Source organism: Burkholderia catarinensis (genome assembly GCF_001883705.2).
GTDB classification, from domain to species: domain Bacteria; phylum Pseudomonadota; class Gammaproteobacteria; order Burkholderiales; family Burkholderiaceae; genus Burkholderia; species Burkholderia catarinensis.
The window spans coordinates 361,980-385,132 of sequence record NZ_MDEQ02000002.1; the positions used below are offsets into that span (position 1 = coordinate 361,980).

Consider the following 23,153-nt stretch of genomic DNA (forward strand, 5'->3'; position numbering starts at 1 on the left):
AAAGGAGCAACCCCATGTCCGCTTCCCCCGAAGTCCGCCCGCCCGTTCCGCCCTTTACGCTCGAGACGGCGCGCCAGAAGGTGCGCGCCGCCGAGGACGCGTGGAATACGCGCGACCCGCAACGCGTGTCGCTCGCCTATACGCCGCAAAGCCGATGGCGCAATCGCGCCGAATTCGTGACCGGCCGCGACGAGATCGTCGGGCTGCTGCAGCGGAAATGGACGCGCGAGCTCGACTATCGGCTGATCAAGGAGCTGTGGGCGTTCGGCGGCAATCGCATCGCGGTGCGCTTTGCGTACGAATGGCATGACGACGCCGGCAACTGGTTCCGTTCATACGGCAACGAAAACTGGGAGTTCGACGAGAACGGCCTGATGGCGCATCGTCACGCGTGCATCAATGATCTGCCGATTCACGAGAAAGATCGTCTCTATCACTGGCCGCTCGGCCGCCGTCCGGACGATCATCCCGAGCTGTCCGACCTCGGGCTGTGATGTCGCGTCCGTTCTGCGGATCGGCGAACGCATCAACCGGGTTCGACGGTGAGGAAATTCGGGAGCCGATGCGCTGAAGGTGAGATTTTTCGGGACGAGGTGAAATGTCGCGTCGGACTGTGTGCTTCGAGCAGATTGACGCGGCATCGCACCGGGTAAAGCGGACATGTCGCGCACATCGGCATCGCGTGATGCACGGATCGACGTGCAGCGGTGTGCTTCACCGCGCGATGCATCTCACCGATCGCACCGGTTCGACCGTGCGTTGACGATCGGTGTGCATGAACGTGATGTGCAACTCACCGATCGGATCGATTTCAACGAGAGACGGCGCAAACAGTGCGCGTTGCGATGTGTCGTTGCTCACCGCTCGACTTCACACGCATGCATCGGAACCTGCACGGGTGCGCAAACGCATCGCGTGTTGCTCACCGCCTGATGCTTCGTGAAGCGCTGCCCGGCGCGGACATCCGCGCCGGGCCTGATCGTCAGCCCGCAATCCGTGCGGCGATCGCCTCGCCCACTTCCTGCGTCCCCGCGTTGCCGCCGAGATCGCGCGTATGCGGCCCCGTGCGCAGCACGTTCTCGATCGCGGCGACGATCACGTCGTGCGCTTCGCGTTCGCGGCCCGCGCCGTTGCCGAGGAAGTCGAGCATCATCGCCGCCGACCAGATCATCGCGACCGGATTCGCGATGGACTGCCCCGCGATGTCGGGCGCGGAGCCGTGCACGGGTTCGAACAGCGACGGAAACGTGCGGTCGGGGTTCAGGTTCGCCGACGGCGCGATGCCGATCGTGCCCGTACAGGCCGGCCCGAGATCCGACAGGATGTCGCCGAACAGGTTCGACGCGACGACGACGTCGAAGCGATCCGGCTGCAGTACGAAGCGCGCGCACAGGATGTCGATGTGCTGCTTGTCGACGGCGATTTCGGGATAGCGTTCGGCCATCTCGGCCGCGCGCGCGTCCCACCACGGCATGCTGATCGCGATGCCGTTGCTCTTCGTCGCGACGGTAAGGCGCTTCGCGCGCCGCTGCGCGAGCTCGAACGCGAATTTCAGTACGCGCTCGGTGCCGTGACGCGTGAAGATCGACTGCTGCATCACGACTTCGCGCTCGGTGCCTTCGAACATCGTGCCGCCGACCGACGAATATTCGCCCTCGGTGTTCTCGCGCACGATCATGAAATCGATGTCGCCCGCGTGGCGGCCGGCGAGCGGCGACGGCACGCCGTCGAACAGGCGCGCGGGCCGCAGGTTGATGTACTGGTCGAACTCGCGGCGGAATTTCAGCAGCGAGCCCCACAGCGAAATGTGATCGGGCACCGTGGCGGGCCAGCCGACCGCGCCGAACAGGATCGCGTCCATGCCCGACAACTGCGCCTTCCAGTCGTCCGGCATCATCTTGCCGTGCTGCGCGTAGTAGTCGCAGCTCGCCCAGTCGATCCGGACGAAGTCGAAGCGGATGCCGAAGCGCGCGGTCACCGCGTCGAGCGCGCGCAGGCCCTCGGGCATCACTTCACGGCCGATGCCGTCGCCGGGGATCACGGCAATTCTGTAAGTCCTGTCGGTCATGCAAAGCTCCTTGGCTGGTCGACCGGCTGCCGGGGGAGGCAGCGGTCCGTCACGTCATTCTATTTATTTCCATATGGATTAAAATCACGCGAAAGGTTAATCGACTTTCCACGAATCGTGAACAAATCGCCGAACCTCGACGACCTGCGCGTGTTCAGCCTGGTCGTCCGTCTGACAAGCTTCAGCGCGGCCGCCGAGCAGCTCGCGGTGTCGCCCGCGTATGTCAGCAAGCGCATCGCGCTGCTCGAGGCGCAGCTCGGCACGCGCCTGCTGCATCGCTCGACGCGCCGCGTGACGGTCACGGAAGCCGGCGAACGCGTGTTCGCGCACGCCGAGAAGATTCTCGACGACGTCGATCATCTCGTCGAGGACGTGTCGACCACGCGCACGGTGCCGCGCGGCACGCTGCGCATTTCGAGCAGCTTCGGCTTCGGCCGGCATGTCGTCGCGCCGGCGCTGCTCGACTTCACCACGCGCTATCCGCAACTGAACGTGCGGCTCGATCTGTTCGACCGGCTCGTCGACGTCGCGGGCGAAGGCTACGACCTCGACGTGCGCATCGGCGACGAGATCGCCGATCGCCTGATCGCGCGCCGCCTCGCCGCCAACTACCGCGTGCTGTGCGCCTCGCCCGACTATCTCGCACGACGCGGCGCGCCGCGCTCGCTCGCGGATCTCGCGTCGCACGACTGTCTTGCCATCAAGGAGCGCGACCACCCGCTCGGCGTCTGGCGACTGAACGTGCGCGGCGAAACGGCGACGGTGAAGGTTGGCGGCGCGCTGTCGACGAACCACGGCGAGGTGGCCGTGCAATGGGCGCTGGCCGGGCGCGGGATCGTGTTGCGCTCGATCTGGGAAGCCGGGCCGCTGATCGAACGCGGCGCGCTGTGTCGCGTGCTGCCGGACGCGATCCAGCCCGCGAACATCTGGGCCGTTTATCCGGAACGCGTCGCGGCGTCGGCGAAGGTGCGCGTGTGCGTGGATTTCCTGGCGGAGACGCTGGCCGGTTTGAATGCGGCGGCGGGCGACGACACGGCCTGAGAACGGCTAAAGGTGAGGTTTTACGGGGGCATGTGCAGACACCGAAGTGTCGCCGGCCGCGACGTCGATTCGCGTGGCCGGCAGGCCTTCGACGGTGCCTGCGCACGACTCATGACTCATGCCGCGTTCGACGCACCGAGCATCAGGTCGAGATTCTGCACCGCTGCGCCGGATGCCCCTTTGCCGAGATTGTCGAACACGGCGGACAGGAGCACCTGACCGTGATCGGCATTGACGAACACGCCGAGCCGCAAGTCGTTGGTGCCGTTCAGCGCCTGCGGGTCGAGATGCGCGATCGCTTGCGTGTCCGCGAGCGGCGTGACGTCGACGTGGCGTGCGTCGGCGTAATGGTGCGCGAGACACGCATGCAGCCGCTCACCGGTCACGCCGGCCGGGAGAAGGCGCAACTCGATCGGCACGGTCAGCACGATGCCCTGGCGATAGGCGCCGTAAGCCGGCACGAACAACGGACGATGCGCGAGACCGGCATGCAGCTGGATCTCGGGCACATGCTTGTGCGCGAGCGCGAGGCCGTAGATCTGTAGGGGTTTCGCGTGCGACGCGCCGTTCGATTCGAATTCGTCGATGGCGGTCCGCCCGCCGCCCGAGTAACCGGAGACTGCGTGGATGCTCACCGGGTAGTCGCGCGGCAGCAGGCCGGCCTGTTGCAGTGGGCGCAGCAGGCCGATCGCGCCGGTCGGGTAGCAGCCCGGATTGGTGACGCGCCGCGCATGCGCGATTTTCCGCGCGTGCCCATCGGCCATCTCGGGAAAGCCGTAGACCCAATCCGGCTGCGTGCGATGGGCCGAACTCGCGTCGATCACGCGCACCGCCGGATTGCGGATGAAGCTGACCGCTTCGCGTGCGGGCGCATCGGGCAGGCACAGAATCGCGATATCGGCTGCGTTGATCGCCTCGGCGCGCCGCACGGGATCCTTGCGCTCGGCATCCGGCAGCGTGACGAGCCGCAAGTCGGTGCGATCGCGCAGGCGCTCGTGGATCTGCAATCCGGTCGTGCCTTGATCGCCGTCGATATAGACAGTCGGGTGGCTCATGATGGTCGCGTTCCTTGCGTTCGGTCGTCGGGAAAACCGTATCGTCCATCGAACGCCTAGAATAGGAAAAGTTGAATTTGCTGACTGCCAGATTCAGTTTTCTTGAACGAGGGGGAGAGGATGCGGGAGATCAGCCTGGACCGTCTGCGCACGCTGGTCGCAATCGCGGACCACGGGTCGTTTGTCGCGGCGGCGCAACTGCTTCATCTCGCGCCGCCGACCGTCAGTCTTCACATCGCCGAACTGGAAAGCCGCATCGGCGCGCCGTTGCTGTCCCGCACGCGCGGCAACGTGCGGCCGTCGAGCATCGGTGTAGTGCTGGTGGAGCGGGCGCGCCGTCTGCTGGCCGAGGTCGAATCCACGCTGGACGATGTGCAGCGGCAGGTGCAGGGACTGACCGGGCGCGTGCGCCTCGGCGCATCGACCGGGGCGATCGCGCACTTGTTGCCGCAGGCGGTGGCCCGGCTGCGCGAACAGCATCCCGAAATCGATGTGCAGATCGCGGTGCTCACGTCGCAAGACACGCTGGCGCGCATCGCGCAGGGCACGCTCGACGTCGGGCTGGTCGCGCTGCCGCAGACGGCGGTCGCGGGGCTTTCGATCCGCGCATGGCGGCGCGATCCGGTGATGGCCTTTCTGCCCGCGGACTGGCGGCTCCCGGCTCGCGTGACGCCGGCCTATCTGGCCGCCCGTCCGCTGATTCTCAACGATGCGACCACCCGCCTGTCACGGCTCACGACGGAATGGTTCGCGCTCGGCGGCCACCGGCCCGAGCCGCGGATCGAACTCAACTACAACGATGCGATCAAGAGCCTGGTCGCCGCGGGTTACGGCGCGACGCTGCTGCCGCACGAAGCGGGCGCGCCGCTGCCGGATGCGCGCGTCGTCATGCGCGCGCTGCGTCCGGCGTTGTGGCGGGAACTGGGGATTGCCCATCGGGCGGGGCCGGTCGAGCGTGCGACGCAGCACGTGCTCGATGCGTTGTGGGCGCTTGGGGCGCGATAGCGCGCCGGCTTGCGGGAGACTCGGCGGCGGTGCGTGCCGGACGCGCATGCGCATCCGCGGCACGTCTTTTCAGAGCCGGTTGTCCTTCGCGAGCATCAGCACGCGCACCCAGCGCTGCGCATCGCGCTTGTCCATCATCGGCAGCTTCCATTCGCCGCGCGCGGCGTCGCGCACGCGCACGACCAGATGCCAGCGGCCGCCGATCGGCGCGGCCTCGCAGCCGTCGAGCTGCGACAGCGTATAGCGGCCGTCCGCGCCGTCGTGCGACAGCCACAGCAGCCCTTGCGTCGCGGACACGCGCAGCTCGCCCCACGCGCGATGCACGATGTGGGTCCAGCCTTCTTCCTTCGTGTTCGGTGCGATGTCGCGGCGGCGCTTGATCCACCATGCGACCAGCGCGATCAGGATCGCGGCGGCGAGCACGGCGGCCGCGATCGCGACCGGCTGGCCGAACTGCGCGGCGATGACGTGAAACAGGTGAACCGCGCCCCATCCGGCGGCGATGAGCGCGAACAGTGCGATGAAAATCGGCATGTCGAATCGGAGAAGAGGACGGACCGGCGCATGTCGCGCACCGGCCCGTTGCACACGGTATTACCGGCGGCGGTGAATGTCGTGCGTGACGAAGCCCGCATCGTTGACGGGCAGCGCGAGGCCGTCCTTCACTGCGAGCGTCTTGCGGATGTCGTCGAGACCCGCGGACCAGTGGTCGCGCATCGTCGACAGACCGAACTGATAGTCCTTGTAGTGATGCTCGTACGCCTTCTGCTGGTAAATCAGGTGCTGGATGTTGTACTTCTTCCCGCTCGACATCGCGTCGGCCTCGACGCACCACGGGTCGTTCTTGCGCTGCTCTTCCGGCACCTGTTCGAGCACGTGGCGCAGCACGTTGCGGTAGCGCTGTTCGCGTTGCAGCGTGTCGGTGACGAAACGCGTGCGGCTCGAATACTGCACGTCCTTCGTGCGCTCGGCGACGTCGGCCATCGTGCGCGGCAGCGGCCCGCGCGCGCTCCACAGATCGACCTGGAACGCGAGCGTGTCGCGGCGCGGCCGTGCGCGGAGCACTTCCATCAGCGGCGTGTTCGACACGACACCGCCGTCCCAGTAATACTCGCCGTCGATCTCGACGGGCGGGAACGCGGGCGGCAGCGCACCGGACGCCATGAAATGCTCGGGCGCGAGACGGATGCGCGAGTTGTCGAAGTACACGAAGTTGCCGGTGCCGACGTTGACCGCGCCGACCGACACGCGGGTTTCGCCCGAATTGATGCGGTCGAAATCGCACAGCTTCAGCAGTGTCGTGCGCAGTTGCGACGTGTCGTACCAGCTGATCTTCTCCGGATGATCGGACACGCCCGGCATCGGCGGCGGGAAGCGCGGCACGAAGAAGCCCTGCTGGCCCTGCATCATCGCGCTCGCGGCCTGCGACGCGGTGAAGAACGTGCGGATCTGGTCGATGCTGTTGAACAGCGCGAATTCGAATGCGGCCGGAACCGTCGGGAAGAACGCCGGCTGGCAGATCGTTTCCCAGAACTCGCGCAGCCGCGCGACGCGATGCTCGGGCGCATTGCCCGCGATCAGCGCGGTGTTGAGCGCGCCGATCGAGATGCCCGCGATCCAGTCGAGCGGAACGCCCGCTTCGTGCAGCCCTTCGAACACGCCGGCCTGGTACGCGCCAAGCGCGCCGCCGCCCTGCAGGACGAGCGCGATGGTCTCGTACGGCAGCGTGCGCGCGGCGGCCGGCGCGCCGGCTTCGTGATGCAGGTCCGCCGCATCGACGGCCTGCTTTTCTGTTCGGGCGTGCGGTTTCATCAGTTGCTCCGAGAAATCCCGCCGTTGATGGCGGAGGCGAACGGAGTGACGTCGACAGACGGCACTCCATCTCGAGAATAATCGGTGGTGCGGGAATCGCCTCCCGTCAGGGAGGCGGGGAAGTTACTGCATGAACCAGCCGTGGCTGACGATGAACGATTGGCCCGTGAGCGCGGCGCTCGGGAACGCCGACAGGAACAGCACCGTCTGCGCGACGTCCTGCACCGTCGTGAACACGCCGTCGACCGTGTTGCCGAGCATCACCTTCTTGATCACTTCCTCTTCGCTGATCCCGAGCTCCTTCGCCTGCTCCGGAATCTGCTTGTCCACCAGCGGCGTGCGCACGAAGCCCGGACACACGACGTGCGAGCGCACGTTGTGCTTCGCACCTTCCTTCGCCAGCACGCGTGCCAAACCGAGCAGGCCGTGCTTGGCCGTCACGTACGCCGACTTCAGCGGCGACGCTTCGTGGGAGTGCACCGAACCCATGTAGATCACGACGCCGCCGCGATCGTCCTTGTACATGTGCTTGAGCGCGGCCTTGGTCGTCAGGAACGCCCCGTCGACGTGGATCGCCTGCATCTTCTTCCAGTCGGAGAACGAGTAGTTCTCGATCGGGTTGACGATCTGGATGCCCGCGTTCGACACGAGGATGTCGACCGAGCCGAACGCTTCGGCCACCTTGTCGATGCCGCTGTTCACGGCTTCCTCGTTCGTCACGTCCATCGCGACGCCGATCGCCTTGCCGCCTGCCTTGTTGATCTCGTCGGCGACCGCGTTCGCGCCGTCCTGGTTCAGGTCGGCGATCGCAACAGCCGCGCCCGCCTTGGCGAGCTCGAGTGCGATTTCCTTGCCGATGCCGCTCGCGGCGCCCGTGACGACTGCGGTCTTGCCATTCAGGTTGCTCATGTTCGAATTCCCGTGGTGAAAGGATTGACAGGGAGAAAGGACTGCGGACGTGTTACTGAGCCAGGTAATCGTAGACGACTTCGCCGAGGCCCAGCGTCAAATCCGCGACGATGTGACGGGCTTCGACGATTTCGAGCACGGGCAGGTCGGCCACCGGCGCGAGCGCGTGCGGCGCCAGCTCGAGCGATGCGGGGCCCGTCCACGCGCCCTTCATCTTGATGTCCTGCATGTAGTAGCGCACCAGTTCGCAGACGCGCGCGGTGCCGTCGACATGCGGAATGATCTTCAGCAGGAAATTGGGGCCGGCGAGACGCTTGGTCTGCTCGTCGATGTCGAGTTCCTTGTGCTTGTAGCCCATCGTGCCGGTGGCGACGCGCACCTTGCCGTAGTCGAGCGTGCCGAGGAGGTGGTCGGTGTTCACGTGCAGCGTGGGCGACGCGAGCTTCTTCGGGAAGCCCCACAGCTCGCGGCCGCCGGCGATCGGCGGGTGATCGTCGAGATACATCGCGAGCGTATAGCCGCCGGCCTGGCCGTTGTATTCGACCGGAATCACCTGGCCGCTCTCGGTGTAGTCGCCGAAGCCGGTGGAATCCGCCATGCGGATGAACTCGTAATGCACGAGCGGCTCGGTGATTTGCAGGGGTTCGGGAACGATTTCGCGCAGACGATCCGGATCGGTGCGGTAGGTGATGATCAGAAACTCACGATCGACGAAACGGTACGGGCCCATCGGGAAGGCAGGGCTGGTCAACGGCATCGCAAACGCTTTCGATCGGACATCGCTCGGTTTCATGCGGACTCCTTGTTGTTGATCGCTTCGTGGATGAGTGCTCTAAGCCCGTAATCCTATGCCTGTGCGTTGCCGTTGTGCGATGCCGCATATGGAATTAATTGTTGCCGATTTCGCACAATTTGCGGCGTGAATATTGAGACGAACGATGCAAACGGCCTGAATGGCACCCGGCGGCCCAATGGTCGCACACGTCGGTGACGCCATGATGTGAAAAAGGTGAGTCTTTACGGGAGGCGGGGTGAGCCTTTACGGGAGACAGTCGCGCGAGAGTATGACAATTGTGTGAACTTGCGTCGCGGCGCAGGTTCTAAGTGCGTTCGCCGCAGCGGGCTTCGTCCCGTGTGGCAGCCGCATTAAGCATCGCTTAAGCGGGTGCGCCCTAGCATCGTTCGTATCCGGCCGGGCAACCGGCCGACTTTTTACGCCCCACGCAACCGGATTCATGCAGAACCTCAATCTCACCCTCTTTTCCGCCCTCAACGCCGGGGTTGCACCGCAGCCGGGCGTGGCCCGCCTCGCGATCTTCGCCGCCGACTGGCTCGTCTATGCGCTGCCCGCAATGCTGCTGCTGACCTGGATCTTCGGCGCGCGCCCGACGCGGCGCCAGGCGATCGAAGCCGGCGTCGGCGTGTGCGTGGCGCTCGCGCTCGCACAGGTGCTCGGACATTTCTGGTTCTCGCCGCGCCCGTTCATGGCCGGCGTCGGCACGCAACTGATTCCGCATGCGCCGGACAGCTCGTTTCCGAGCGATCACATGACGTTCGCGTGGAGCATGGCCGTCGGGCTGATGCTCGGCGGCACGACCCGGCTCACCGGGGTCGTGACGGCCGCGATGGCCGTGGCGATTGCGTGGGGCCGTGTGTATGCGGGCGTGCACTGGCCGTTCGACATGGCGGGCGGCGTGCTGGTCGGCACGGCAGGCGCGCTGGCCGCGCACCTGTACGGGCAACGCGTGACCGCGCTGCTCGAACGGTTCGGCGATTCGGTGCACGCTGTCGTGATGGGGCGCCGGCACGCGCCGTAAGCGGAAGGAAACCGGGCAGGACGCCGTCAGCCGGGCGTCTTGGCCGATTCGGCCGATTCGGCCGATGCGGACGGGCCGCCGCCCGCATCGTGCAGTTCGGGCGTATCGGCCGGGCGCTGCGCGGCGTCGCGCTCAAGGGCGCTTTCCTTCAGGATCGCGCACATCGCGATGAACAGTGCGAGCCCCACTGCGGCGAGGCCGCAATAGCCGGCGATCTTCAGGTTGCGAAGGAAAGGCGAAGCGTGGCTTTCTTTTGTCATGACCGGGCGCTCCTGGGCGGGCTGCGGCGGCTGTCGCCCGACAGCGGCGTCGCAGACACAGATATATACCAGCCGCGATGCCGCTGCCAAGCCCGTCGGTGCGCCGGCGCCACGGTTGCGTCGCCCGTCGGTGAGCCGGGTGCTCGTATGCCGGGGGCCCGTATGCCGGATGCCCGTACGCGTCAGTCTTCCAGCGTTTCGTGAACGGCCGCCGCGCCGCGCTTCCAGTAAGCCGCCGCGCGGATGCGCGACTTGTCGACGCCGCGCTCGCCGGTCAGGTGCTGGCGTACCGCGCGCATCGACAGCGCTTCGCCGGCCGCCCACACGTAGCCGTCGCCGGACGGCGGTAGCGGCAGGTCGCGGACCGCGTTCAACAGCACATCGCCTTCAGCCGCGTCGGCTTCCGCGCGGAAGCGCCAGATTTCATGCACGTCGGCGCGCGTATCGAACGAGATCTGCGCGGTGCGATCCGCGACTTCGAGCACGACCGCCGCGCGCGCACCGGCCGGCAATTCCTCGAGACGCCGTGCGACGGCCGGCAGTGCCGTATCGTCGCCGATCAGCAGATGCCAGTCGAAACCGGTCGGGATGACGAACGAACCGCGCGGGCCGCCGATGCCGAGCCATTGGCCGACGCGAGCCTGTGCGGCCCACTGCGACGCGGGGCCCGGATGGTTCAGCACGAATTCCAGATCGAGCTCGCCGGCGGCGCGGTCGAAGCGGCGCGGCGTGAAGTCGCGCGCGACCGGCTTCGGTTCGCCTTCCGAAAACTCGGGGCCGTTTGCGCCGAGCGTCGGCATTGCTGGCCGTTCGGCGCCGGGTGGCGGGAAAAACACCTTTACGTGATCGTCGAACGACGCGGATTCGAAATCCGCGAGATCGGGGCCGCCGAGCGTGACGCGCAGCAGGTGCGGCGTCACGGCGTGCACGCGCAGGACCTGCAGCAGGCGGAACTTGAGGGTGTGGCGCACGCGGGTCACGGTGCGCTCGGATGTGTTCTGCATCAATCCGTTCTCCTTATGTTTAGACGGGACGGCGCGGATCACGCGCCGGCGCCGCCTTCGATTTCGGCCGTCGCGCGGCGCATGATGGCCGCGATGCGCCGCTGTTCGTCGGCATCGGCGGCGCTCTTGTGCAGCAGCGCCCGCTTGAGTGCCAGGCGCGCCTCGACGAACTCCGGCAGCCAGCCGGCCTGCGCTTCGTCCTGCGTTTCGTTGCCCGCCGATTCCCCGGCGAACGCGCGACGCATGAACTCCATCTTGCGCGCGAGGTGCGTGAGGCGGGCGAACAGCGTGTCGACGCGTTCGCGCTGCGCGTCGAGGTGTGCGCGGCCGGCGTCGGTCAGCGCATAGCGCTTGCGGTTGCCTTCCGCCTGCGATGCGACGAAGCCGACTTCCTCGAGATACGTGAGCGCCGGATACACCATGCCGGGGCTCGGGCTGTAGAAACCGTTCGAACGCGTGTCGAGTGCCTTGATCAGTTCGTAGCCGTGGCTCGGCTGCTCGGCGACCAGCGCGAGCAGCAGCAACTGGAGATCGTCGGAGCTGAACTGGCGGCCGCGCGGCATGCCGTCGTCGCCGAAATCGCCAAAGCCGCCGCGTCCGCCCCGGCCGCCGAACGGGCCGCCACCGCCAAACGGATCGTGGCCGCGCCGGTGGCGGCCGATCGCGTACCAGAGACCGGCAAACCAGTCAGGGCCGGCATGCGCACTAGGCCCGTCGCATCGGGCATGGCCGCGGAAGTGGTTGTGTCGCATGATCGTGTCCTATATATGTCGTAAAACATATCTAAAGATATATATCGAAAGATAGGTCGTCAAGGAGAATTATTGGGGGCGGGATGGGGGCGCGTGCTTGTGCTGGACTGTATTCCGGGGCGACGCCAAAGGCTTCGTGCGACCCGAAACGGCCGGTCAAGCTAGCGCGATCTCGACGGTCGCTTCCGAACTCAATCGGACACACTCTTGCGCCAACGTCGTCGCGGCCTCTCGGCCGTTACGGATGTTCGCTTGATCACAATTGCGCGTCCGCTTCCGGACTCTGGCCGTCTCCTGTTCAGACAGACCATGCGGCCTGCTTGAACGACACCATGCTCGGACAGATAGAACTTCTTCAGAAGCTGGCGCCATGTCCGGAAATTTGTTCACTGAAGCGACCGTGTGACGTATCGATCGTCGATGCTGGCCCTTTCGGCGATCTATACGCTGACCTTAGCGCCGGCTATTTTTTCCGCTCGAGCAAATTGGAGGGCGATTTTCGAGCGAAGGGAGACTTGGGGGTTTACGCGATATGGCGCGAAAAAAGAAAAAATTGGCATGAAAACTAAAATCGGTTTCCCGGGTTGCCATATAGTTTCCAGCAACGGCTCGACGCGCTTTCCATCGACCTTCGACAGTCGCGGATCGCGTGACTACATACCGCCGGGCCGCGTTCGAACACAACTCGCACCGAAGAGGAGCACGAGACATGCAATTCCTAGACGATTCCCTGTTGCCGGAAAACCAGGAAAAATTGGTCATCCAGGTGGCACCCTATGGGCCGCAATGGATTCCCGGCGATTCGGACGATATCCCTCTGACGATGGACGAGCAGGTTCAGAAAGCCGTCGACTGCTACAACGCCGGGGCGACCGTGTTGCACGTCCACGTGCGCGAAGCCGACGGCAAGGGTAGCAAGCGCCTGTCGATGTTCAACGAGATGCTTGTGCGGTTGCGCGAAGCGGTGCCGAAAATGGTGCTGCAGGTCGGCGGTTCGATCTCGTTCGCGCCGGAAAACGACGGTCAGGCTGCCAAGTGGCTCAGCGACGATACGCGGCACATGCTTGCCAATCTGGATCCGAAGCCGGACCAGGTGACGGTCGCGATCAACACCACGCAGATGAACCTGATGGAGTTGATGAGAGAAGAGGACTACGCAGGAACCTCACTTTCCGATCCGGCCATGCAGGCTGCGTATCGTGACATGATTGTTCCTTCCAATCCGTCGTGGCACGAAGAGCACATCCGGCGGCTGGTTGCCAACGGCATTCAGCCGCATTTCATGCTTGGTGGCATGGCGAGCCTGGAAACTGTCGAGCGCATGATTCGCTCGGGTGTCTACAAGGGGCCGCTGATTCTGAACTATGTGGCGATCGGTGGCGGTGCATCCGGCCTGCACCCGGCGGACATGCTCGAGTTCGTGCGCCGTACGCCGGATGGTGCCGTGTTGACGATCGAGTCGTTGAACCGCAACGTGGTGCCGATGACCACCATGGCCATCGCGCTTGGACTGCACGTTCGTGTCGGTATCGAGGACACGCTGAATGGTCCGGACGGCAAGCGTGCGACGTCGGTGCAGCAAATCGAGAAGATGGTTCGCATCGCTCGTGAATTGAACCGCGAAATTGCCACTGGCGAAGACGCTCACCGCATCTACCAGACCGGCAAGTTCTGGAGCAGCACGGACGAAACCTTGCGGAAGCTCGGCATGGCGCCTAATCGCGCCCCCGGCGTGAAAAGCGTGCCATTGCGCGCCGCATAAAGGTGTGGGGCGCGGCAAGCGCCCCGCCCGGAACGCGCTGCCGATCAGGCATGCACAGCTCGACAGTCGCTCTGAAGTAACCGAACAAAGAGGAGACACGGGGCGCCCCAAGGGGCAGCCCCGGCAGTCGTATCGACTGCATCGACGTATTGGCAAATATCAAAGAGGCATCGACTTGCGCGAATGTCCTTATGCCGGAGACATCAATGAGCTTGTATCCAACCGAACATCAGGCCGCGGATCGTGACGATTACCTCGTCAGCCGTCCTCGTGCGTGGTTCGCGTTCGCAATGACGTTCGCGCTGATGTTGTTTGATTACATCGACCGCCAGGTCGTCGTTTCTCTGTTCCCCCACTTGAAGCTGGCTTGGAATTTATCCGACAAACAGCTTGGTGCGCTCGTTTCGGTCATATCGATTGTCGTCGCGCTGGGCGGCTTACCTGTAGCGTTGCTGGCGGACCGCGTCAGCCGGGTCAAAAGCATTTTCCTGATGGCTTCGCTTTGGAGTCTCGCGTCGATTTCGTGCATGTTCGCGCGCAACTACGGTGAGATGTTCGCCGCACGCGCGCTCGTCGGCGTCGGCGAAACGGGCTACGGTTCGGTGGGGGGCGCGCTACTCGCCAGCCTGTTTCCCCGGCGCTTGCGCGCAACGCTTCAGGGCGGTCTGTTGGCCGCTGCGTCGCTGGGTTCCGTGCTTGGGGTGTTGTTGGGCGCGGAAGTCGCAAAGTACTGGGGATGGCGCGCGGCATTCGGCGTTGTGGGCGTGCCGGGTCTCGTACTTGCGCTGCTGTATCTGCTGGTCCCGGATTACAAGACCGTCGCGCTGACGCCTCATTCGGGCCAAGCACGTCCGGCGGCATTGGCCACCGTCCGTCAGGTCGCTGGAACGCTCCTCGGCTCGGCGACGATCTGGTGGACGTGTCTGGGTGCGGCTTTTCAATTGATCGTCGTGTCGACCATCTGGTCCTGGCTGCCGAGCTATTTCATGCGATTCCATTCGGCCGCGCCCGATCGGGCGGCACGGGAGGCCGCGCTGGTCGTGCTTTGCGGTGCAATCGGAGGGATTCTGTGGGGCAATCTTGCGGATCGCCTCGGTACTCGTGGGCATACCAGGAAGCTCGTCATGGTGGCGTCGCTTGCCGTGGTGACGTTCGTGGTCTTCCTGATTGCTTTCACGGTGGCGGCGTCGTCGCCGCATCAATTCCTGCTCGTCGCGTTCGGCGGATTTCTGATGACCTGCACGCTGGCGCCGTCGGCGGGCGTGATCTACGACGTCGTCCACCCGGGTGTTCGTGCGACCGGCGCGTCGATTCTGTCGCTGTTCCAGAATCTCTTCGGCCTTGCCGTCGGCCCGATTCTGGGCGGTTTGTTTTCCGATATGTGGGGCCTGCAGACCGCACTCGCGATCATGCCGGCGTTCGGCATTGTCGCAGCGTTGTGTTTCTTGCGAGCACGGCGCACCTACGAATCCGATATGGCTCGGGTCGTCGGGGTTCACCTGGATGCGGTCGCGCCCCCTGTATCGCCCACTGCGGTATCGGCTTGATCGATGCTCACGGGTTGACCAAACGTGTCGAATTTCGGCTTCCATTCTGGACTGGCGATGAATCACTTCAGCACTCAAATTCAGTCGGCTTCACCGAACGCTTTGACGACGGACCAGCCTGCCTGGCTGCCCTCCGCCGAGACGATCGATTCGGCGCGCATCACGGAGTTCATGCAATGGCTCTTCGTCGAGCGCAACTTGTCTTTCGGCAACTACGCCGAGCTTTGGCGCTGGTCGGTCGACCATGTCGACACGTTCTGGTCTGCCCTGTGGGATTGGGCGGACATCATTTCAGTCGAGCCGCGCGGCGACGCGTTGGTCGACACCGCAATGCCGGGCGCGAAGTGGTTCCCCGGTGTACGGATGAATTACGTCGAGCAAGTGTTTCGGCATGCTGATCAGACCTCGCCCGCGATTTCGTTTCGCAACGAGTCGGGTGATCAGCGCGACCTGAGCTGGGACGAGCTGGAGCAGCAAGTCGCTGCGCTTGCGGCTACCTTGAGGCGACTGGGCGTGGAGCGTGGCGATCGCGTTGCCGCTTTCATGCCCAATACGCCCGAGACGATCGTGGCGTTCCTTGCGACGGTCAGCGTTGGCGCGATCTGGTCGGCGTGCGCGCCAGACATGGGGCAGCTTGCCGTTCTGGACCGTTTCCGCCAGATTGAACCCAAGGTCATGATCGCGGTCGACGGCTATCGGTACGGCGGCAAGTCGTACGACCGGCGCGAATTGCTGCATGCATTGCTTGGCGAACTGCCGAGCGTGGAGCATGTCGTCCTGGTGCCGAATCTCGATCCGCATGCTCGCGCCGCTTCCTTCGTGCATGGCGTTGACTGGGCGGACGCAATCGCAGGTGATGCACCGCTACTGGCCGATGATGTTCCGTTCGATCATCCGCTCTGGATCGTTTATTCATCGGGCACGACGGGCTTGCCCAAACCGATCGTCCATTCGCATGGCGGGATTGTGCTCGAGCATGTGAAGCTGACGACGCTCCATCTCGACCTGCGTCCGGGTGATCGATTTCATTGGAATGCGAGCACCGGATGGATCATGTGGAACCTTCAGGTTGGTGGGCTGCTGGCCGGCGCGACCGCATGCCTTTATGACGGCAACCCCGGCTACCCCGATATGAACGCGCTGTGGCGTTTCGTCGGCGACGCACGGATCAACTTCTTCGGCGCCGGCGCCGCGTACTTCCAGAGCTGCGTCAAGGCTGGCGTGGAGCCGCGTGATGTCACCGATCTTTCGCATCTGCGCGCTGTGGGGTCCACCGGGTCTCCGTTGTCGCCGGAAGGCTACCGATGGATTCTCGATCATGTCGGAGACGTGTGGATCAACGCGATTTCCGGGGGCACCGACTTCGCCGGTTGTTTCGTTGCCGGCGTGCCGACGTTGCCGGTATACCTCGGTGAAATGCAGTGCCGCTGCCTGGGTGCCCGTGTAGAGGCTTTCGACGACACAGGCAAAGCACTGATCGACGAGGTCGGAGAATTGGTCTGCACCGCGCCGATGCCGTCCATGCCGCTTTATTTCTGGAACGACGAGGGTCATCGACGCTACCACGACAGCTACTTCGACACATACCCCGGCATCTGGCGTCACGGCGACTGGGTGCGCATCACGCCGCGTGGTGGCGCAATTATCTACGGCCGCTCCGATGCAACGATCAATCGATACGGTATCCGAATGGGGACGAGCGAGCTTTACCGCGCGGTAGAAGATTTGCCTGAGGTGCTGGACAGCATGGTCGTCGATCTCGAATACCTCGGGCGCGAGTCCTATATGCCTTTGTTTGTGGTGTTGCGCCCGGGCGTGGAACTGAGTCCGGAATTGACCGCGACGATCCGTGATCGGATCAAGGCAGCGCTATCCGCACGGCATGTACCGAACGAAGTGCTTCAGGTGCCCTCCATTCCTCGCACGATGTCCGGCAAGAAGATGGAGTTGCCGATCAAGAAGCTGCTGTTGGGGCATCCGATCGAGAAGGTAGCGAACCCCGACACGATGGCGAATCCGGAGAGCCTGGCCTGGTTCCGCGAGTTCGCGCCGGGCTGCGTAGAGCGATTCGGTGATGCTCACAAGCTCTCGTCACCCCAATAGTGCCCGCAATCGGTGAAGCGCCCCGTCGACTTCGATGGCGTTCGAAATTCTGCTGGAGACTGTAAGCCATGTCACGTTGTATCCCAATCGCACCTGTTGACGAACTGCGTCCAGGGCAGCGAAAGCTCGTCTTTGTCGATGGAGCCAGCATCGTCGTCTTCAACGTCGATGGAGAGGTCTTGGCGGTCGACAATTCGTGTCCGCACAACGGTGCGTCGCTGGCCAGCGGCCAACTGGAGGGGCTCGTGCTGCGCTGTCCTGCACACGGAATGCGCTTCGATTTGCGCGAGGGTATCGAGTCGAAAGCGTCGGGACTTTGTCCGAAGAAATTTCCTGTTCAGGAGCAGGACGGACAGTTCGTGATGCTCGTCGGCGAACCGTCTCGAACGGCTTGAAACACGATCCGGCCATTCGATAGCCAAGACATATCCCGCGCAAGGTGGAGACACACATGCAAGACAATCTGGTGGCCGCGACGCCGTCGGCCTACAACTACCCGCTTCTGATCAAGCAGTTGCTGCTCAATGCCCGAAGCCTCCATGGCGACCAGGAGATCACGTATCGTGGTGAATTGCGCTACCGCTTCCGCGACTTCGATCGTCGTCTTTGCCGGCTCGCGTCGGCACTGACGTCGCTCGACGTTCGACACGGGTCGACCGTCGCGGTCATGGACTGGGACAGTCATCGCTATCTCGAGAGTTATTTCGCGATTCCGATGATGGGAGCGACGCTCTTCACGGTGAACGTGCGGCTGTCGCCTCAACAAATCCTTTACACGTTGAACGATTCGGAAGCGGAAGTCGTGCTCGTTCATGCGGATTTTGTCGAGATGCTGTCCCGGATTTGGGGAGAGCTGCGGTTCGTACGCCGCGTGATTGTTCTGGCAGACGGCCAGCCGATGCCGAAGACCGACCTGCCGGTTGCAGGCGAATATGAGGCCTTGCTGGAGCGGGCGTCGCCGGAGTTCGTATTCGGGGAGTTCGACGAGAACACGAAGGCCGCGGTTTTTTATACGACGGGAACGACCGGGGATCCGAAAGGAGTCAGCTATAGCCACCGGAACATCGTCATGCATGCGATGTCGACCGCGATGAGCTTGTGCGCGCCGCGCGACGGGCAGCGGCTGCATCGCGAAGATGTCTACATGCCGATCACGCCGATGTTTCACGTCCTCGCATGGGGGATGCCATACATCGCGATCATGCTGGGGCTCAAGACCGTCCTGCCCGGCCGCTATGTACCGGAGGTGTTGCTCCGATTGCGCGAAACGGAGAAAGTCACATTCTCTCATTGCGTGCCGACGATCCTCCAGATGCTTCTGCAGGCCGCTCCGGAAGGCAACAGCGCACTGTCGGGGTGGAAGCTCATCATCGGCGGTTCTGCGCTGTCGCCCTCGCTTTGCGATGCGGCGATGGCGCGCGGCATCGACGTCTTCACCGGGTATGGCATGTCGGAAACAGGCCCGATCGTCGCGCTCGCGCAATTGCTGCCGGGGTTCGCATCGCGCAATCGGGACGACACGGCCGCCAATTACCACAAGGAATTGCAGATGCGCTGTTCGACCGGGCGCCCTGTTGCGATGGTCGACTTTCGCGTCGTCGACGAAAACATGAACGACGTGCCGCGCGACGGCAAGAGTCCTGGGGAGATCATTCTTCGCGCGCCTTTCCTGACGGGCGGCTACAACAACAAGCCGGATGCGTCAGAGGCGTTGTGGGCGGGGGGCTATCTCCACACGCAGGATATTGCGGTGATGCATCCGGATGGATTCGTGCAGATCGTGGACCGTATCAAGGACGTGATCAAGACCGGCGGCGAATGGGTGTCGTCGATCGACGTGGAGCGCTTGATTTCGCTCGTGCCGGGCGTCGTCGAGTGCGCGGTGATCGGTGTGCCCGACGTGAAATGGGGCGAGCGGCCGATGGCGCTCGTGGTAAGAGGAGCCGACCGCGAAGTGAGCGCGCCCGTCGTCCGCGAACACCTGATGAAGCACGTCGAGACGAATCGGATCAGTCGTTACGCTGTTCCGGAAGAGAGCCGCATCGTCTTTGTCGAAGAAATACCGAAAACGAGTGTGGGCAAGATCGACAAGAAGCGCTTGCGCCAGATGGCTGCGTAGCCGCCGCTTCTACGTGCAGTGCTCGTTTCGCCACGATTTCGGCGCCATGCCAAATCGCTTCGTGAACCATTGAGTGAAGGACGCGTGTCTCGTGTAGCCGAGCAGCGCGGCAACGCGTCCGATCGAATACCGCCGGTTGCTCATATAGCGAATCGCGAGATCATGCCGCACTTCTTCGATCAGATCGGAGAACGTCGTGTTCGTTTCGGCCAGGTGTCGCTGCAGAGAGCGCACGCTCATATGCAACTGGCGGGCGACGTGCTCGATGTCCGCCTGCTCGACGGGTAGCAGCAAATAGATCGTGTTGCGAACTTCCGCGTCGATGGTCGGAGAACCTTCCACGTCGACGGATTTCGCCAATCCCTCCGCATATCTGACCAGTTCCGGATCCGCCATCGGATTGGGTTGATCCAGATCGCTATCGAGGCAAATCAACCCGTTGAAGTCGCTGCCGAACATCACCGGGCAGCCGAAGTAATGCCGGTGATCGCGCAGGTCCGGCGGTGCCGGATGCGTGAAGTGGACACTGATCGGCTTCCAGTTCGGGCCGAGAATTGCCGCGCAGGTTCGTGTCAGCACACCGATCGCAAGCTCGACCGTTTGCCGTGGCCATTCACCCGTGTCGCACAGAATCTGCTCGCCGATCACAACCCTCGATCCGGTCGTTTCGAAGTAGAGCCCGAGCGCGTCATTCAGCAAGTGACGATATTGCAGCATCGCGAGGAGCACCTCGCGAAGCGTGCGCTTGTGCGCCAGCAGCAGACCGATGACCCCGAAATCGAATGCTGTGCGTGCCTTCGCCATCTGGATGCCGAAAGACAGGCAGCCGGACTCGGATGCGGAAGTCTCGAGCAGTTTGCAAACCGCCAGGAACGAGATGCGTTGTTCCCGGTTCATCAGCATCGCCGGATCGAGCCCGAACTTGCGCAACAGGTCGTGCGCGGGTAGCCCGTGTCGCAGCGCAACCTGGATGTAATGCGTCAACGCGGCTGCCCGGGCCTTGGGTTCATTTGCTGTCACTTCACTGCGCTGAGCGGTTGCCATCGCGGGGCCTCGGGGTTTATACGAACTGGCGCGAAAAATGAAGAAAACGGCGCCAAAACTAAAATCGACTTTACGGGTTGCCATATAGTAGCCAACAACAGTTCGTCGCGCATCCGCTCGGTAAATCAAGACCTTGAGCAAGGCGATCGGCCCAGGCAGGGCCACGATGCACGACCCCCACTACAGATGCCATTCATGGAGAAGTTCACATGCCACATGCAATCCGTCTTTACGAAATCGGCGGTCCGGAAGTCCTCAAGCTCGAAGAGGTCGAGGTCGGCGAACCGGGGCCGGGACAAGCCCGCGTCCGGCATAGCCACATCGCCGTCAACTTCATCGACATCTATCACCGCACGGGCTACTACCCGCTGCAGCTACCGAACGGTCTGGGTTCGGATGCAGTCGGTGTCGTCGAGGCGGTCGGACCCGACGTGACCGATATCAAGGTCGGTGATCGCGTCGGCTACCTGATGGGCCCGCAGGGCGCCTATTCCGACGTTCGCGTGATGCCTGCCGGGGTCTTGATTCCGCTGCCCGACGGCATCTCCGATCGAACCGCGGCGACGCTCATCATGAAGGGCATGACGGCTCAATACCTGTTTCGTCAGGTCTATCCGTTGAAGGGCGGCGAAACGATTCTGTATCACGCCGCTGCCGGCGGCGTTGGGCTGATCGCCTGCCAGTGGGCGCGTGCGCTCGGCGTAACGATGATCGGCACCGTCAGCAGCGATGAAAAGGCGGAGATTGCCAAGGAGAACGGCTGTACGCATACGATCGTCACGTCGCGCGAAAACATTGCCGAGCGTGTGCGCGAGCTGACGGACGGAAAGGGCGTGCCGGTCGTTTTCGACTCCATCGGAAAAGACACGCTACAGGCATCGCTCGACAGCCTGCAGGTGCGCGGCACGCTCGTCAGTAATGGCACGAGTTCCGGACCGGTCCATATCGATGCGTTGGCGCGCGCGCTGAAAGGTTCGATCTGGTTCACGCGTCCGGCGATGGTGCACTACGCGACTCCGCGGTCGCACATGCTGTCGATGGCAAAGGAACTGTTCGATCTCGTGCTCGAAGGAAAAATCAAGAGCGAGCCGAAACAGACCTTCGCGCTGGCGGATGCCGCCGACGCGCATCGCATGCTCGAGTCGCGGAAGACGACTGGCGCCACCGTGCTGGTGCCATGACTTCGGCATAGTTCCGCGCGAGTCCGAAGGGGCTTCTCATGCACGTCATTGCGAGACGTTGCAGCGGAGGCACCCTTGCAGCGCGACTGCACGACGATGGCGTTTGAAATTACAACGAGGAGCGCACGGCGCCGTGCTCCGAAGAAGATTCAGGAGACTTTGTGTTATGCATATCGAGCAACTGACCTATGCGTTGGGCGCTGAACTGACGGGCGTGAAGTTGGCAGATGCGATTCACGATGACGGTCTGTTCGGGGAGATTCGCGAGGCGCTGCTTAAGTATCGCGTGCTCTTTCTGAGAGACCAGGATCTCGCCAGCGCGGAGCATGTGGCCTTCGCGCAGCGATTCGGCGACCTCGAGGGCCATCCGGTCGCGGGTAGCGACCCCGAGCATCCGGGCCTTGTCCGAATCTACAAGACGCCGGATCAACGACCGGACCGCTACGAAAATGCATGGCATTCCGATGCCACGTGGCGGGAAGCGCCGCCCTTCGGCGCGGTGCTCAGGTGTGTCGAATGTCCCCCGATCGGTGGCGACACAATGTGGGCAAACATGGCGCTTGCCTACGAAAAGCTGCCTGACCCTATCAAGGACAAGATTGCGAATCTGCGTGCTCGTCACAGCATCGAGGCCACCTTCGGCGCGTCGATGCCGATGGAGAACCGTCTGGCGCTAAAGGCGCAGTATCCGGACGCCGAGCATCCGGTCGTGCGTACGCATCCGGAAACGGGCGAGAAGGTGTTGTACGTGAACGTATTCACCACGCACTTCACCAATTTCCACACCGCGGAGCATGTTCGATATGGGCAGGATGCGAACCCAGGAGGCGCGGATCTCCTTCGCTACCTGATCAGTCAGGCGTATATCCCGGAGTATCAGGTCCGGTGGCGGTGGAAGCCGAAAAGCGTTGCGATCTGGGATAACAGCGCGACGCAGCACTACGCGGTGATGGATTACCCGCCGTGCTATCGAAAGATGGATCGTGCCGGAATCATCGGCACCAAGCCCTATTGAATGCTCGCGGGCGCTTCGTGGAACCCGACTCTACGTTGCTGGCAAGCGCCCGTTTCGAATCAATTTTCGCCGATCGGCGAGCGCACCGAGAACCTGCCGGATGGAACCGACAATCGTCATCGTACCCGGGCTGCGTGATCATGTGACCGAACATTGGCAAACGCTGCTGGAAGCAAAGTTGAGCAATTCGATTTCGGTCGAACCGCTCGAGACCGACAAGCTCAGCTGCGCGGCGCGCGTCGCCGCGCTCGACGCGACACTCGCCCGCGTCGACGGCCCCGTCATTCTGGTTGCGCATAGCGCTGGCGTCATGATTACCGTGCATTGGGCGAACAAGCATCGACGGGAGATCCTTGGTGCGCTGCTTGCCACGCCGCCCGATCTCGAGACGCCACTGCCGCACGGGCATGTCTCGCGCGAGATTCTGGAGCAGAACGGTTGGCTGCCGATTCCGCGTAAAACGCTACCGTTTCCGAGCGTTATCGCCGCGAGCCGCAACGATCCACTGGCGACCTTCGATCGCGTCGCCGAGTTTGCCGTCGATTGGGGAAGCCGTCTGGTCGACCTCGGAAACGTCGGTCATTTGAATCCGGCGGCCGGATTCGGCGAATGGCCGATGGCGGAAGAGCTGATCCACGCATTGCGCTGATCCCTGCCAC

22 protein-coding genes are annotated in these 23,153 nt (G+C 63.5%); 12 read left to right on the top strand and 10 right to left on the bottom strand.

Features of this window, described 5'->3' with window-relative positions; genetic code table 11:
* Positions 1-14 precede the first annotated feature (14 nt).
* Entirely contained in the window at positions 15-494 is a 480-nt protein-coding gene (locus BFF94_RS04815; RefSeq protein WP_128841385.1) for a nuclear transport factor 2 family protein, read from the top strand.
* A 488-nt stretch (positions 495-982) separates the two neighbouring features.
* On the opposite strand, the gene BFF94_RS04820 is transcribed toward BFF94_RS04815, so the two are convergent.
* Positions 983-2,068, bottom strand: a complete 1,086-nt coding sequence (locus tag BFF94_RS04820) for a tartrate dehydrogenase (protein ID WP_128841384.1) — start codon at positions 2,066-2,068, stop codon at positions 983-985.
* Positions 2,069-2,185: 117 nt separating this feature from the next.
* Between BFF94_RS04820 and BFF94_RS04825 the strand changes: the two genes are divergently transcribed.
* Positions 2,186-3,109, top strand: a complete 924-nt coding sequence (locus tag BFF94_RS04825; protein WP_128841383.1) for a LysR substrate-binding domain-containing protein — start codon at positions 2,186-2,188, stop codon at positions 3,107-3,109.
* Between the two features lie 116 nt (positions 3,110-3,225).
* Here BFF94_RS04825 and argC read toward each other — a convergent pair whose 3' ends face one another.
* Positions 3,226-4,164 carry an N-acetyl-gamma-glutamyl-phosphate reductase gene (gene argC / locus BFF94_RS04830; protein WP_128841382.1) on the bottom strand — a complete coding sequence of 313 codons (939 nt, stop codon included), beginning with the start codon at positions 4,162-4,164 and terminating at the stop codon, positions 3,226-3,228.
* A 120-nt stretch (positions 4,165-4,284) separates the two neighbouring features.
* On the opposite strand from argC, the gene BFF94_RS04835 reads away from it, so the two are divergent.
* Complete coding sequence (locus BFF94_RS04835; RefSeq protein WP_219139049.1) at positions 4,285-5,169, top strand: LysR family transcriptional regulator; 885 nt, start codon at positions 4,285-4,287, stop codon at positions 5,167-5,169.
* 69 nt (positions 5,170-5,238) lie between these two features.
* Here the strand turns inward: BFF94_RS04835 and BFF94_RS04840 are convergent, their stop codons facing one another.
* The 4 genes from BFF94_RS04840 to BFF94_RS04855 all read right to left on the bottom strand — a co-directional run bounded on the left by BFF94_RS04840 (position 5,239) and on the right by BFF94_RS04855 (position 8,683).
* On the bottom strand, positions 5,239-5,703 hold the full coding sequence (locus tag BFF94_RS04840) for a hypothetical protein (protein WP_128841381.1): 465 nt from the start codon (positions 5,701-5,703) through the stop codon (positions 5,239-5,241).
* 60 nt (positions 5,704-5,763) lie between these two features.
* Positions 5,764-6,981, bottom strand: coding sequence for a patatin-like phospholipase family protein (locus BFF94_RS04845; protein WP_162285524.1), 1,218 nt, complete (start codon positions 6,979-6,981; stop codon positions 5,764-5,766).
* Positions 6,982-7,104: 123 nt separating this feature from the next.
* Positions 7,105-7,890, bottom strand: a complete 786-nt coding sequence (locus BFF94_RS04850; protein WP_174433619.1) for a 3-hydroxybutyrate dehydrogenase — start codon at positions 7,888-7,890, stop codon at positions 7,105-7,107.
* 52 nt (positions 7,891-7,942) lie between these two features.
* Positions 7,943-8,683 carry an acetoacetate decarboxylase gene (locus BFF94_RS04855; protein WP_121862696.1) on the bottom strand — a complete coding sequence of 247 codons (741 nt, stop codon included), beginning with the start codon at positions 8,681-8,683 and terminating at the stop codon, positions 7,943-7,945.
* Between the two features lie 442 nt (positions 8,684-9,125).
* Between BFF94_RS04855 and BFF94_RS04860 the strand changes: the two genes are divergently transcribed.
* Positions 9,126-9,707 (top strand): phosphatase PAP2 family protein, encoded by a 582-nt coding sequence (locus BFF94_RS04860; protein WP_128850730.1) that lies wholly within the window; start codon positions 9,126-9,128, stop codon positions 9,705-9,707.
* A 26-nt stretch (positions 9,708-9,733) separates the two neighbouring features.
* Here BFF94_RS04860 and BFF94_RS04865 read toward each other — a convergent pair whose 3' ends face one another.
* The 3 genes from BFF94_RS04865 to BFF94_RS04875 form a co-directional block, all read right to left on the bottom strand.
* Complete coding sequence (locus BFF94_RS04865; protein ID WP_128850727.1) at positions 9,734-9,967, bottom strand: hypothetical protein; 234 nt, start codon at positions 9,965-9,967, stop codon at positions 9,734-9,736.
* A 182-nt stretch (positions 9,968-10,149) separates the two neighbouring features.
* Entirely contained in the window at positions 10,150-10,971 is an 822-nt protein-coding gene (locus BFF94_RS04870; protein WP_128850725.1) for a siderophore-interacting protein, read from the bottom strand.
* Positions 10,972-11,009: 38 nt separating this feature from the next.
* Positions 11,010-11,723 (bottom strand): PadR family transcriptional regulator, encoded by a 714-nt coding sequence (locus BFF94_RS04875; RefSeq protein WP_128850723.1) that lies wholly within the window; start codon positions 11,721-11,723, stop codon positions 11,010-11,012.
* A gap of 709 nt (positions 11,724-12,432) precedes the next feature.
* Here BFF94_RS04875 and BFF94_RS04880 point away from each other — a divergent pair.
* The 5 genes from BFF94_RS04880 to BFF94_RS04900 all read left to right on the top strand — a co-directional run bounded on the left by BFF94_RS04880 (position 12,433) and on the right by BFF94_RS04900 (position 19,254).
* Positions 12,433-13,485: a beta-keto acid cleavage family enzyme gene (locus BFF94_RS04880; protein ID WP_128850720.1), complete on the top strand. Its 1,053-nt coding sequence runs from the start codon at positions 12,433-12,435 to the stop codon at positions 13,483-13,485.
* A 206-nt stretch (positions 13,486-13,691) separates the two neighbouring features.
* The gene (locus BFF94_RS04885) at positions 13,692-15,032 is read left to right on the top strand and encodes an MFS transporter (protein WP_128850717.1); all 1,341 of its coding nucleotides are present in this window, start codon (positions 13,692-13,694) and stop codon (positions 15,030-15,032) included.
* A gap of 57 nt (positions 15,033-15,089) precedes the next feature.
* Positions 15,090-17,135 (top strand): acetoacetate--CoA ligase, encoded by a 2,046-nt coding sequence (locus BFF94_RS04890; protein WP_128850715.1) that lies wholly within the window; start codon positions 15,090-15,092, stop codon positions 17,133-17,135.
* Between the two features lie 68 nt (positions 17,136-17,203).
* Positions 17,204-17,530 carry a Rieske (2Fe-2S) protein gene (locus tag BFF94_RS04895; RefSeq protein WP_128850712.1) on the top strand — a complete coding sequence of 109 codons (327 nt, stop codon included), beginning with the start codon at positions 17,204-17,206 and terminating at the stop codon, positions 17,528-17,530.
* A 56-nt stretch (positions 17,531-17,586) separates the two neighbouring features.
* Positions 17,587-19,254 carry a fatty acid--CoA ligase gene (locus tag BFF94_RS04900; RefSeq protein WP_128850709.1) on the top strand — a complete coding sequence of 556 codons (1,668 nt, stop codon included), beginning with the start codon at positions 17,587-17,589 and terminating at the stop codon, positions 19,252-19,254.
* Positions 19,255-19,263: 9 nt separating this feature from the next.
* On the opposite strand, the gene BFF94_RS04905 is transcribed toward BFF94_RS04900, so the two are convergent.
* Complete coding sequence (locus BFF94_RS04905) at positions 19,264-20,298, bottom strand: AraC family transcriptional regulator (RefSeq protein ID WP_128850735.1); 1,035 nt, start codon at positions 20,296-20,298, stop codon at positions 19,264-19,266.
* A gap of 209 nt (positions 20,299-20,507) precedes the next feature.
* Here BFF94_RS04905 and BFF94_RS04910 point away from each other — a divergent pair, with 209 nt between their 5' ends.
* The 3 genes from BFF94_RS04910 (at position 20,508) to BFF94_RS04920 (ending at position 23,143) form a co-directional block, all read left to right on the top strand.
* Positions 20,508-21,479 carry a quinone oxidoreductase family protein gene (locus BFF94_RS04910; protein WP_128850706.1) on the top strand — a complete coding sequence of 324 codons (972 nt, stop codon included), beginning with the start codon at positions 20,508-20,510 and terminating at the stop codon, positions 21,477-21,479.
* 166 nt (positions 21,480-21,645) lie between these two features.
* Positions 21,646-22,494 (top strand): TauD/TfdA dioxygenase family protein, encoded by an 849-nt coding sequence (locus BFF94_RS04915; protein ID WP_128850703.1) that lies wholly within the window; start codon positions 21,646-21,648, stop codon positions 22,492-22,494.
* A 100-nt stretch (positions 22,495-22,594) separates the two neighbouring features.
* Complete coding sequence (locus BFF94_RS04920) at positions 22,595-23,143, top strand: RBBP9/YdeN family alpha/beta hydrolase (RefSeq protein ID WP_128850700.1); 549 nt, start codon at positions 22,595-22,597, stop codon at positions 23,141-23,143.
* Positions 23,144-23,153 lie beyond the last annotated feature (10 nt).

Bases quoted from the DNA above. Each gene is read 5' to 3' on its own strand.
- BFF94_RS04855 (WP_121862696.1), bottom strand. From the start codon at position 8,683: ATGAAACCGAGCGATGTCCGATCGAAAGCGTTTGCGATGCCGTTGACC.
- BFF94_RS04905 (WP_128850735.1), bottom strand. From the start codon at position 20,298: ATGGCAACCGCTCAGCGCAGTGAAGTGACAGCAAATGAACCCAAGGCC.
- BFF94_RS04900 (WP_128850709.1), top strand. From the start codon at position 17,587: ATGCAAGACAATCTGGTGGCCGCGACGCCGTCGGCCTACAACTACCCG.
- BFF94_RS04870 (WP_128850725.1), bottom strand. From the start codon at position 10,971: ATGCAGAACACATCCGAGCGCACCGTGACCCGCGTGCGCCACACCCTC.
- BFF94_RS04845 (WP_162285524.1), bottom strand. From the start codon at position 6,981: ATGAAACCGCACGCCCGAACAGAAAAGCAGGCCGTCGATGCGGCGGAC.
- BFF94_RS04915 (WP_128850703.1), top strand. From the start codon at position 21,646: ATGCATATCGAGCAACTGACCTATGCGTTGGGCGCTGAACTGACGGGC.
- BFF94_RS04910 (WP_128850706.1), top strand. From the start codon at position 20,508: ATGCCACATGCAATCCGTCTTTACGAAATCGGCGGTCCGGAAGTCCTC.
- BFF94_RS04835 (WP_219139049.1), top strand. From the start codon at position 4,285: ATGCGGGAGATCAGCCTGGACCGTCTGCGCACGCTGGTCGCAATCGCG.
- BFF94_RS04865 (WP_128850727.1), bottom strand. From the start codon at position 9,967: ATGACAAAAGAAAGCCACGCTTCGCCTTTCCTTCGCAACCTGAAGATC.
- BFF94_RS04895 (WP_128850712.1), top strand. From the start codon at position 17,204: ATGTCACGTTGTATCCCAATCGCACCTGTTGACGAACTGCGTCCAGGG.
- argC (WP_128841382.1), bottom strand. From the start codon at position 4,164: ATGAGCCACCCGACTGTCTATATCGACGGCGATCAAGGCACGACCGGA.
- BFF94_RS04890 (WP_128850715.1), top strand. From the start codon at position 15,090: ATGAATCACTTCAGCACTCAAATTCAGTCGGCTTCACCGAACGCTTTG.
- BFF94_RS04880 (WP_128850720.1), top strand. From the start codon at position 12,433: ATGCAATTCCTAGACGATTCCCTGTTGCCGGAAAACCAGGAAAAATTG.
- BFF94_RS04860 (WP_128850730.1), top strand. From the start codon at position 9,126: ATGCAGAACCTCAATCTCACCCTCTTTTCCGCCCTCAACGCCGGGGTT.
- BFF94_RS04820 (WP_128841384.1), bottom strand. From the start codon at position 2,068: ATGACCGACAGGACTTACAGAATTGCCGTGATCCCCGGCGACGGCATC.
- BFF94_RS04840 (WP_128841381.1), bottom strand. From the start codon at position 5,703: ATGCCGATTTTCATCGCACTGTTCGCGCTCATCGCCGCCGGATGGGGC.
- BFF94_RS04815 (WP_128841385.1), top strand. From the start codon at position 15: ATGTCCGCTTCCCCCGAAGTCCGCCCGCCCGTTCCGCCCTTTACGCTC.
- BFF94_RS04875 (WP_128850723.1), bottom strand. From the start codon at position 11,723: ATGCGACACAACCACTTCCGCGGCCATGCCCGATGCGACGGGCCTAGT.
- BFF94_RS04885 (WP_128850717.1), top strand. From the start codon at position 13,692: ATGAGCTTGTATCCAACCGAACATCAGGCCGCGGATCGTGACGATTAC.
- BFF94_RS04850 (WP_174433619.1), bottom strand. From the start codon at position 7,890: ATGAGCAACCTGAATGGCAAGACCGCAGTCGTCACGGGCGCCGCGAGC.
- BFF94_RS04920 (WP_128850700.1), top strand. From the start codon at position 22,595: ATGGAACCGACAATCGTCATCGTACCCGGGCTGCGTGATCATGTGACC.